The organism is Streptomyces sp. NPDC059861 (genome assembly GCF_042731435.1).
GTDB lineage: Bacteria > Actinomycetota > Actinomycetes > Streptomycetales > Streptomycetaceae > Streptomyces.
This window is the reverse complement of the sequence record NZ_JBHWJQ010000074.1, coordinates 1-10,419: the sequence shown is the minus strand read 5'-3', so window position 1 is coordinate 10,419 and position 10,419 is coordinate 1. Positions and strand designations below refer to the sequence as shown.

At 71.3% G+C, this 10,419-nt stretch carries 6 protein-coding genes; 5 read left to right on the top strand and 1 reads right to left on the bottom strand.

What is annotated here, in order from left to right; genetic code table 11:
- Positions 1-1,195, bottom strand: a 1,195-nt coding sequence (locus tag ACFV6X_RS35130; RefSeq protein ID WP_385390458.1) for a DUF4139 domain-containing protein, incomplete at its 3' end; no start/stop codon positions are given.
- Positions 1,196-1,451: 256 nt separating this feature from the next.
- On the opposite strand from ACFV6X_RS35130, the gene ACFV6X_RS35125 reads away from it, so the two are divergent.
- From ACFV6X_RS35125 to sbnA, 5 genes are read left to right on the top strand one after another with little or no spacing between them, the layout of a single operon-like run.
- Entirely contained in the window at positions 1,452-3,947 is a 2,496-nt protein-coding gene (locus ACFV6X_RS35125; RefSeq protein ID WP_385390456.1) for a Pls/PosA family non-ribosomal peptide synthetase, read from the top strand.
- Entirely contained in the window at positions 3,947-7,108 is a 3,162-nt protein-coding gene (locus tag ACFV6X_RS35120; protein ID WP_385390455.1) for an amino acid adenylation domain-containing protein, read from the top strand. Before ACFV6X_RS35125 ends, ACFV6X_RS35120 begins: the two co-directional genes overlap by 1 nt.
- A 22-nt stretch (positions 7,109-7,130) precedes the next feature.
- A complete protein-coding gene (locus ACFV6X_RS35115) occupies positions 7,131-8,156 on the top strand; it encodes a TauD/TfdA family dioxygenase (RefSeq protein WP_385390454.1) in 1,026 nt (341 codons plus the stop codon).
- On the top strand, positions 8,153-9,220 hold the full coding sequence (gene sbnB, locus ACFV6X_RS35110; protein ID WP_385390452.1) for a 2,3-diaminopropionate biosynthesis protein SbnB: 1,068 nt from the start codon (positions 8,153-8,155) through the stop codon (positions 9,218-9,220). The genes ACFV6X_RS35115 and sbnB overlap by 4 nt, the downstream gene beginning before the upstream one ends.
- A gap of 54 nt (positions 9,221-9,274) precedes the next feature.
- Positions 9,275-10,294 carry a 2,3-diaminopropionate biosynthesis protein SbnA gene (sbnA, locus tag ACFV6X_RS35105; RefSeq protein ID WP_385390450.1) on the top strand — a complete coding sequence of 340 codons (1,020 nt, stop codon included), beginning with the start codon at positions 9,275-9,277 and terminating at the stop codon, positions 10,292-10,294.
- Positions 10,295-10,419: the final 125 nt, after the last annotated feature.

Below are 10,419 nucleotides of genomic sequence, written 5' to 3'. Positions count from 1 at the left end.
CTGCCGGGGCGGTGCCCGGGGCTGCGGAGGGCCGGGCGCCGGTGCGGGGAGCGTTTTCCCGCCCGAACGCCAAAGGCCCGCCGCCGACCGCCGGGCGGCCGAGTACCGCGGGTGCGGGACCTGCCGTGGCGCCGCCGGGGGTCGGCAGGGCGGTGGGAGGCGCGCCGTAGCCCGCCGTGGGCGGGGGCGGGGGCGGAAGGGGACCTGACGCAGCACTGGTACCGACCGTCCCGGCGCCCACGGCGGTCTCGGCGCCCACGGCGGCGATCGGGCGCGGACCTGCGGCGTCGTACCCGGCGAAGAGGTCGCCCAGCCCCCGCGGGGGCTCGCGCCAGCCCGAAGGCGCGGGGGTGGGCTGGCTGCGTCCGATGCGGAGCGAGCGGAGCCGGGGCGCGTCGGCGCGGCGTCGCAGGTCGGCCGTGGCCAGCGAGACGCGCACGCCGCTCCAGTCCTCGCCGGTGCGCTGGGCGACTGCCGCCCGCAGCAGCAGCCGTCCGTCGCCCTCACGCCGACCGTGGGTGAGGCGATAGGCCGGTACCCAGACGGCGCCGGGCACCCCGTACTCCACCTCCACCTCGACGTCCGTGTCACTGGCGCCGGTGAGGGTCACCACCGCGCACAATGCGGTCTCCACGTGCGCCGCGGGCGCGTCGGTGGAGGCGCGGGAGAGCTTGTCCGTCGCGACGTCCAGATCGTGCTCGACGCCTTTCAGCTCCTCCTCCAGCTCGCGGAGGCGGGAGTGCAGTGTGGTCAGCCGGTCGTCGACGAAGTCGGCGAGTTCCAGCCAGGCGTCGACGGGAGTACGGCGGTGCGGGTCGTCCTCCGTGCGGGGCGGCGGCACCGGGCGCAGCGCCGCCACCTCCTCGATCAGCCCCTGCTGTCTGCTCCAGCGGGCGTGGGTGGCCTGCCGGACGTCGCGCAGCCGCTCGACTTCATGCCGTAGCTCGCCGATCGGGCGGGAGCCGGGCGCTTCCGCCTCGACCTCCACCCTGGCCTCGGTGACACGCGCCCCGGTGGTGCCTACGACGCGCGCCCGCAGGGAGCCCGGGTCCATGGAACGGGGCAGGCCGGTCACCCGCACCCGCCCGTCCACCGGCGCGCAGCCGCGGGCGCGCCGGCGGCAGAGGGCGCCCTGCGCGTACACCACCACGGAGTCGAGCGTCGACGCCCACCTCGGAACGGTCCGAACCCCCATGTGTCTCCCCCACACGCCGTACCAGTGCCGAGGAAACTCTATGCCGGACGCCGGGCCGCCGGTCACCGTCGGCCCGAAGGAACACCACGCACGCGTCGGTCGTCGTCACCTGCTTCCACCCCTGCGCGCGACGTCACCGAGCGGGACCTGACGCACACCGTGCGAGAACCTGGCCGGCTCCTTCATACCTCGCGCCCTCGGCAACGAATACGTGGCAGAACAGGACGGTCGGCCGCCGCCAGCCGAAGGAGTGCGTATGACGGGACAGCAGCTCGGGGCCTTGGACATCGCCGCCGTCCCCGGTACGGAAGTGACGCTCGCCCGGCTGCTCGCGGATGTCGCGCAGCTCGACGAAGTGCCTCTCGACAGCCACTTCTTCAACGACCTGGGTGCCGACTCCCTGGTCATGGCGCATTTCTGCGCGCGTGTCAGGAAGCGGCCCGACCTGCCGTCGGTGTCGATGCGCGACGTCTACCGGCATCCGACCATCAGCGCCCTGGCGACGGCGATGGCGGACGCGACACGTCAGGAGGCGGTCCCGAGCACGCCGCCGGTCACCACGTCCGGCACACCGCCACCCGCGGAAGCGACGGGCCGTCCTCACTACGTGCTGTGCGGCGTGCTGCAACTGCTGAGCTATCTCGGCTACGCAGGCCTCCTGGCCGTTGTCACCACCTGGGGATACGACTGGATCTCGGGCGGGCACGGCCTGTTGCAGGCCTATCTGCGGTCCGTGGTGTTCGGCGCCGCGTTGCTGGTGCTCATGTGTGCCGTGCCCGTGATCGCGAAGTGGCTGCTGATCGGCCGGTGGAAACCACAGCGGATACGTGTCTGGAGCCTGCCGTACTTCCGCTTCTGGCTGGTCAAGACGCTGGTCCGGTCGAGTCCGATCGTGCTGTTCGCCGGGTCGCCGCTGTACCCGTTCTACCTGAGGGCGCTGGGTGCCCGCATCGGACGAGGCGTCACCATCCTGTCGCGGAGCATGCCCGTCTGCACCGACCTGCTGACGATCGGTGACAGCGCACTGATTCGCAAGGACTCGCTGATCAGCGGCTACCGCGCCCACGACGGTGTGATCGAGACAGGTCCGGTCAGCGTGGGCCGCGAGGCGGTCGTCAGTGAGGCGACGGTGCTGGACATCGGCACCCGGCTCGGCGACGCGGCCCAGCTGGGCCACGCCTCCTCGCTGCACACCGGGCAGGAGGTCCCGGACGGCGCCCACTGGCACGGTTCGCCCGGCCAGCCCACGGACGCCGACTTCCAGCCGGTCGAGGCCATGCGCTGCGGCACCCTACGGCGCGCGGTCCATGGTGCTCTGCTGCTGGTGACCGCGATGCTGGCGTACGTGCCGCTGGTGGTGGGCTGCCTGGACGTGCTGCTCTCCCGCATCCTGGAGGGAAACCGGGCCCTGGTGCAGGCGGAGACGTCCCTGGCCCGCTGGGGCTTCTACAGCGACGTGCTGATGGTGACGGCCGTGGTCTTCGCCTGTGCCGTGCCCGCGAGTCTGGTCGTCCTGGGCACCGTCCCGCGGCTGCTCGCCCGGTTCGTCGCTCCGGATCGGACGTATCCGCTGTACGGCTTCCACCATGCCGTACAGCGGGTGATCCTCCTGATGACCAACAACAGGTCCCTCACGCGCCTGTTCGGCGACAGCACGTACATCGTGCACTACCTGCGCTGGATCGGGTACGACCTCTCCCGGGTGGAGCAGACCGGGTCGAACTTCGGTACCCGGGTCAAGCACGAGAGCCCGTTCCTGAGCGTGGTCGGCACGGGCACCATGGTCGCCGACGGCCTCTCCATGATGAACGCGGACTACTCCAGCACGTCCTTCCGTCTGTCGCGGACCGCGATCGGAGCGCACAACTTCCTCGGGAACCGCATCTTCTACCCGGCGCGCGGCAGAACCGGTGACAACTGCCTGCTGGCGACCAAGGTGATGGTCCCCGTCGACGGCCCGGTCCGGCACGACGTGGGGCTCCTCGGGTCACCCAGCTTCGAGATCCCGCGGTCGGTGCTGCGGGACAGCACCTTCGACGAGTTGACGGAGGGTGACGGCCTGCGCCGCGGGCTGGCGGCCAAAAACCGGCACAACCTCGTCACGATGGCGTGCTACCTGTTCGCGGGATGGCTGTACTTCTTCTGGGTCACCCTGCTCTTCGCGTCCGCCGCGAGCCTGTATCCGCAGTGGGGCGCGGCGGCCATCGCGCTGGCCAACGCCCTCGTCCTGCCCTTCACCGTCCTGTACTTCATCCTGGTCGAGCGGGCCGTGACGGCACTGCACCCTCCGGGGCCGTTGTTCTGCTCGATCTACGACCGCCGCTTCTGGCGGCGTGAGCGGTACTGGAAGGTTCCCGCGGAGACGTATGTGCAGGCCCTCAACGGCACGCCGTTCAAGGGCCTCGCGTGGCGCATGCTCGGAGTCGGCGTCGGCACGAGGTTGTTCGACGACGGCCTCAGCGTGACCGAACGCGGGATGGTCACGATCGGCGACAACTGCACGTTCAACGCCGGAAGCGTCGTGCAGTGCCACTCCCAGGAGGACGCCGCCTTCAAGTCGGACCGCAGCGAGATCGGCTCCGGCTGCACCCTCGGCGTAGGAGCGTTCATGCACTACGGCGTGCGGCTCGGCGACGGCGCCGTGCTCGCTGCGGACTCCTTCCTGATGAAGGGCGAGGTGGTCCCCGAGCAGGCCTACTGGGCGGGCAACCCCGCGCGCCCCGCACCCCTGGACGGCGGAGGTGAAGGGTGATGGCGAGAGTGACGGCACCGACCGACGGCCGGACTCACGGCGGCGACGCACCGTCCGGCGGGAGCCCCGACACCGCCGACACCGTGCGGACCGTGGAGCCCGCCCCGACCGGCGGCGGCACACCGGCTGAGAAAGGCTTCACGGCCCTACCGCGCTGGACACGTGACCCGGTGCCCGGCACCGCCGAGCAGGTCACACCCGTCCCCGAGACCATGACGACGGCTCTGCACGACCGGGCCCGGGAACTCGGCGTACCGCTCACGGCGATCTTCCTGGCCGCACACGTCAAGGTGCTCGCCACACTCTCCGGCGACCCCGTCGTCCGGACCGGCTACGCGGTTCCGGGCGCCACCACGCCCCTTCCCGTCGAGGTGGGCGTCCGGCCCTGCACCTGGCACCGACTGCTGCTGGAAGCCCACCAGGCCCAGTCGAGGCTGATGCCCGCACGGTCCAGCTCCTCCGCCGACGCCGCGCCGCCGCCCACGCGAACGGGAGCGACCGCACATCACCCCGAGGCCGTGTTCGACCCGTCAGGGCGCGGGCCCGCGGGTGACAGCGGCACCGTCCTCACTGTCACGGCACCGGAGAGGGACGGCCGGCACACACTGCGCCTGCGCTACCGGACCGACCGGCTGGACGCGGACTGCGCGGCCCGGATCGCCGGATACCATCTCGCCGCACTCGAACAGATCGCCGCCGACCCGTACGCCCCGCACCACCGGCGCAGTCTCCTGTCAGCCGAGGAGATCGGGTTCCTGATCGACGGGCTCGCCGGTCCGCTCCGGGATCTGCCCGACCGGCGCTGCCACGAGCTGTTCGAGGAGCGCGTGCGCAGGCACCCGGACGCCGTCGCCGCCGTGCACCGCGACCGCCGATGGACCTACGGGGAACTGAACGTGCGGGCCAACCGGCTGGCCCGAGCGCTGCTGGCGGAGGGGCTGCGCCCTGAGGACACGGTCGCGGTGGTGACCGGGCGCGACCTGAACTGGCTGGCCGCCGTGCTCGCCGTGTTCAAAGCAGGCGGCGCCTACCTTCCCGTCGACCCGCACTACCCGTCCGGGCGCATGACCACCATGCTGACCCGCGCCGCCTGCGGCCTGGTGCTGACCGAGCCGGGCGCCACGACGAACCTGGACCGGGCACTGGACGGGCTTCCCGGCACCCGCACGCTGCTCGTCCCGGACATCACCGAACAGGCGACCGACGGATCCGACCTGGGGATCGAGGTGCCGGCCGACCGGCTTGCGTACATGTTCTTCACCTCCGGGTCGACGGGTGAGCCCAAGGGGGCGATGTGCGAGCACGCGGGCCTGCTCAACCACCTGTACGCCAAGATCGACGACCTGGACATCGGTGCGGGCACGGTCGTGGCGCAGACCGCCTCGCAGTGCTTCGACATCTCGCTGTGGCAACTGCTGAGCGGCCTGCTGACCGGGGGCCGGACCCTGCTGGTCGAACAGGACGCGGTCCTCGACGCCGACCGTTTCCTCGACACGATCGTCGAGGGGCGGGTCAACGTCCTCCAGGTCGTGCCCTCCTACCTCGACGTCATCCTGTCCGCCCTCGAACGCGGCCCTCGCGACCTGCCGGACCTGCGCTGTGTGTCGGTCACGGGAGAGGCGCTCAAGAGTGAGCTCGCCCAGCGGTGGTTCACCTCGGGGCCCGGGATCCGTCTCGTCAACGCGTACGGGCTGACAGAGACGTCGGACGACACCAATCACGAGGTGATGGACAGGGCGCCCGCGGCCGGCGGCGTCCCGCTCGGCCGGCCCGTCAACAACGTGCGGGTCTACGTCGTCGACGACAACCTGATGCTGGTCCCGCTCGGCGCTCCCGGTGCCATCGTCTTCTCCGGTGTCTGTGTCGGCCGCGGATACGTCCGCGACCCCGAGCGCACCCGGCTCGCCTACCTGGCCGACCCGTACCGTCCGGAGGAACGGCTGTACCGGGGAGGCGACTTCGGTCGCTGGCTGCCCGACGGGAAGCTCGAGTACCTCGGGCGTGGCGACGGCCAGGTGAAGATCCGAGGGTTCCGCGTCGAGATCGGCGAGATAGAGAACACGCTGCTCAGGGTCTCCGGTGTCCGGGACGGTGCCGTGGTCGTCACCGGGGAGGGACACGGGCGTCAACTCGCCGCCTTCTACACGAGCGGGCGGACCCTGACGGCCGAGGACGTCCGCGAGCGGCTCGGCGACCTGCTTCCCGAGTACATGGTCCCGTCCTCGCTCCACCAGTTGGCGCGTCTGCCGCTCACGGCCAACGGCAAGACCGACACGAAGGCACTGGCGGCGCTGGCGGAGGAACTCGGCACGACCGGCGACGCCTACGAGGCCCCCAGCACGCCGACCGAACAGCGGCTGGCGGAGAAGTTCGCGGCCGTCCTCGGCATGCCGTCGGACCGCATCGGCCGGGGGGACAGCTTCTTCGACCTGGGCGGCACCTCTCTGTCGGCCGTCCGGCTCGCCGTATCCCTCGATCACCTGGTCGCCCTGCGTGACCTCACCAGCCATCCGGTGCTGGCCGAGCTGGCCCGTCTCATCGACACCCGGACAGCGGGCCGGCCGACCACGGACGCCGAAGCGGAACAGGATCTGGAGACGCTGCTGCTCTCGGACGCCCCCACGCGGGCCACCCTGATCTGCCTCCCCGGCGCCGACCGGCCCGGCGCGGACTTCGCGCCGCTGGCCGAAGCACTGCGCGACGACTGCGACGGCAACGGCAACGCGGTGACCGTCCACGTCGCCGCGCAGCCGGACCCGGCGCGGATCGCCACGGAGACCGTCCGGCTCCGCACGCCCGGCATCCTGCTGTGGGGCGACGGCACGGGCGCGGAAGCGGCCCTGGAGACGGCCCGGACCCTGCAGCGGCAGGGGGTCGCCGTCCGTGGCGTGCTCCTCTCCGTGCCGTCCTCCTTCCGCCCTCCGCGCGACGTGGAGCCGCTGGCAGCGCCGGTCACCGTGCTGGTCGCGGCCGCCACGTCCGGTGAGAGCGACGCCGGCAGCGGGGCAGCGCCCGCACGCCCGGCGCCCGGCGACTGGCGTCTCCTCGCCGAGGAGGTCGACGTGCGGTACGTGTCCGGCGGCCGCCGCTTCCTTCGCACCCGCCCGGCGGAGGCGGCCGAGGCCTTGCTCAGAGCCGCCGCCCTGCCCGCGGAACCATGATCGCCGTCCCGAGGAGAACACGATGCTGTCTTCCCTGTTCCGCAAGCACCCGGCCCCCGGCACGCCGCCTCCGACCGCCGCGAGCACCACGCCCCGGGCTCCCGGCGACCCGCCGGTCCTCCAGGCCGAGGCCGCCTCGGACGCGGCGGCCTGGGTGGCCCTCCACCGCGACGGACTGCGCGACCTGCTCGTCGAGCACGGCGCCGTCACGGTCCGGGGCCTCGATCTGCGCACCGCGGCCGACGTCGAGTCGGTCCTCCACCAGGTGACAGACCGACCGGTGACCGAGCGGGAGGCGTTCGCCGCCCGCGATCGGCATGCGGAGGGTGTCTACTCCTCGTCGGCGTGGCCGCCCAACCAGCTCATGTGCATGCACCACGAACTCAGTTACGCCCGGGAGTGCCCGGGTCTGATGCTGTTCGCATGCCTGCGGCCGCCCACCACCGGCGGCGCCACCACCGTGGCCGACGCCGCCGCCGTGCTGCGGGCGCTGCCGGCCGAACTCGTCGACCGGTTCGAGCGGGAGGGCTGGGCGCTCACCCGCACGTACAACAACGAGATCGGCGCCACGCTGAGCCAGTCCTTCGGCACCGAGGACCACGACACCATCGAGGCGTACTGCCACGCCAACGACATCGACTGGTCCTGGCAGCCGGACGGCTCGCTGCGGACCCGGCAGCACCGGCGCGCCGTGGTGCGGCACCCGGTCTCCGGCCTGCGCTGCTGGTTCAACCAGATCGCGTTCCTCAACGAGTGGACGCTGGCCCCCGAGGTCCGGGAGTTCCTCGTCGAGGAGTACGGCCCCGACGACCTGCCCTTCAACACCCGCTACGGCAATGGTGACGCCGTGCCCCGGGAGGTCGTCGAGCAGATCAACAGCGCCTACGAAGCGCACACCGTCCGCCGGGCCTGGCAGCCGGGAGATCTGATGCTCGTGGACAACATCCGCACCGCGCACAGCCGCGAGGCGTACGAAGGGCCGCGGGACGTGGTCGTCGCCATGGCGGACCCGGTACGTATGGACCACCCCGGGAGGGCAGAGTCATGACCACCGTGCGTCCCGCCCACGAGGGCGTCTCCCCGGCCGGCGTACCGGCCGTTCCGCCCTTCGCCGTCATCCCCGGGAACCAGGTCAAGCATGTCCTCGACGGACGTGAGAAGGCCATGGTGGAGGTGATCGAGGCGACATACCGCCTGCACGGGTCGGCCCGTACGGTCAACCCGCCGTCCTCCTTCCTGCGCTTCCCGGACCGGCCGACCTCGCGGATCATCGCCCTGCCCGCCTCACTCGGCGGCGAGAGCAGGGTGGACGGTCTGAAGTGGATCTCCAGTTTCCCCACCAACGTCGCCGCGGGCATCCCCCGGGCGTCGGGCGTGCTCATCCTCAACGACCCCACCACGGGCTACCCCTACGCGTGCCTGGAGACCTCGATCATCAGCGCCGTCAGGACCGCCGCGTCCGCGGCCTCGGCGGCCGACCGGCTCAGCAGAGGGCGCCCGCGCCCCACCCGCCTGGGCTTTGTCGGAGCCGGTCTGATCGCCCGCTACATCCACACGTACCTGGAGGCCACCGGCTGGTCCTTCGACACCGTCGGTGTGCACGACCTGTCCGCAGGCAGCGCGGCGGACTTCCGGACGTATCTGGAGCAGTCCGGAGCCGGACGCGTCACCGTGCACGACAGCGCGCGCGACCTGATCCGCGACAGCGACCTGATCGTCTTCGCCACGGTCGCCGACCGTCCGCACGTCGACGAGCCGGCCTGGTTCGGCCACAACCCCGTGGTCCTGCACGTGTCACTGCGCGACCTCGCTCCGCAGGTGCTGCTGTCCGCCACCAACGTCGTCGACGACGTCGACCACTGCCTGCGGGCGGGCACCTCACCGCACCTCACCGAGAGCCTCACCGGCAACCGCGACTTCCTGCTCGGCACGCTCGACGACGTGCTGGCCGGCCGGGTCGCGGTGCCGGCCGACAGGCCGGTGGTGTTCTCGCCGTTCGGTCTCGGCGTGCTCGACCTGGCGGTCGGCAAGTTCGTCTACGAGGAGGTGGCCCGCACCGGCGATCTGCGGATCATCGACAACTTCTTCCATGAAATGCGCCGGTACGGCTGAGGACGGCTCGCCCGCCGCTCCGTCGGTGTTCCGGTAACGGACGAGGAGGCCATCGTGCCAGTCATATCCGTTCCCCAGGCCTTCAACGAGGAGGACCTGTACGTCGACCTGGAGTCGATGTTCGGACACCGACTGTTCCTCAAGTGCGAGGGGTTCAACTTCGCCGGTTCGATCAAGCTGAAGGCCGCCAACGAGATGGTGGAATCCGCCGAGCGGAGCGGCATCCTGACGAAGGGCTCCATCCTGGTGGAGTCCTCGTCGGGCAATCTCGGGGTGGCGCTGAGCATGATCGCGGCGTGCAAGGGCTACAGCTTCGTCTGTGTGACGGACTCCCGCTGCAATCTCGCCAGCCGGCAGATGATGGAAGCGCTCGGCAGCCAGGTGCACGTCATTTCCCACGAGCACGGCAGCGGCGGCCTCCTGGGAGCGCGCCTGGCCTATCTGCGCGCCCTGTGTGCCGCCGACGACCGCTATGTCTGGCTGAGCCAGTACACCAACCCCGACAACTGGAAGGCGCACTACTTCACGACAGCTCCGGCCATTGCCCGCTTCTTCCCGGAGTTGGACGTGCTCTTCGTCGGTGTCGGCACGACCGGCACCCTGATGGGGTGCGCACGCTGGTTCCGGTCCTGGCACCGGCGGGTGCGGATCGTCGCCGTGGACAGTGTCGGCTCCGCCATCTTCGGCGACCCGCCGGGCCGCCGGATGATCCCCGGACTGGGCATGAGCGTCCGGCCGCCGCTGCTCGACGAGTCGTACGTCGACGAGGTCGTGCGCGTCGAGGAGGCCGACACGATCCGGGCCTGCGGGGACCTGGCGAAGCGGGGCTTCCTCTTCGGCGGGTCGACCGGCACGGTGGTGAGTGGGGCGATGGCCTGGCTGGAATGCCACGAGACATCCGGCCTCACCTCGGTCGCGATCGCCCCGGACCTCGGCGAGCGCTACCTCGACACGGTCTACCAGCCCAACTGGGTACGGACCGTCTTCGGTGACGAGGAGACCGACGTCTCCGAGGTGCTGCACCGCGACCTCGCGGCCCGCGAACCGAGCACCGCGCAGGGCTGGATCCTCTGACCCACGCTGCAGACCTCATGACCCACGCTGCAGACCTCATGACCCACGCTGCAGACCTCACCCCGTCCGGTGAGCCTCCACCACCGGCCTTCCGCATCACCCGGCCCGGGGGCGCGAGGCGGCCC